General features: G+C 43.7%; 1 protein-coding gene. It reads right to left on the bottom strand.

The window, feature by feature from the left end; genetic code table 11:
- Positions 1-196 (bottom strand): nucleoside 2-deoxyribosyltransferase (locus ETC27_RS18420; protein WP_240724973.1); only part of this gene is annotated, 196 nt, incomplete at its 3' end.
- Between the last annotated feature and the right edge of the window lie 33 nt (positions 197-229).

Below are 229 nucleotides of genomic sequence, written 5' to 3'. Positions count from 1 at the left end.
AGAAGGCGGTATTTCGCTCTGTGAGCATAATATTTCCCGGTACATCTTCTTCAAAACGTACTAAGAAAGTCGGTTTGCCTTTCGCAATCGCATAGCCTAATTCCCATGCAGTGCCCGAATCAGTATCCTGTCCATCATAATCTAAGATGGCAACAATCACATCAGCAGCTTCAACTTCTTTAACATCGTTTTCCATCGTAGCTTTTGCCCACACTGGTGTAAATGGCTC

The organism is Onishia niordana (genome assembly GCF_004798965.1).
Lineage (GTDB): Bacteria > Pseudomonadota > Gammaproteobacteria > Pseudomonadales > Halomonadaceae > Onishia > Onishia niordana.
This window is presented reverse-complemented; position numbering and strand designations above follow the sequence as displayed.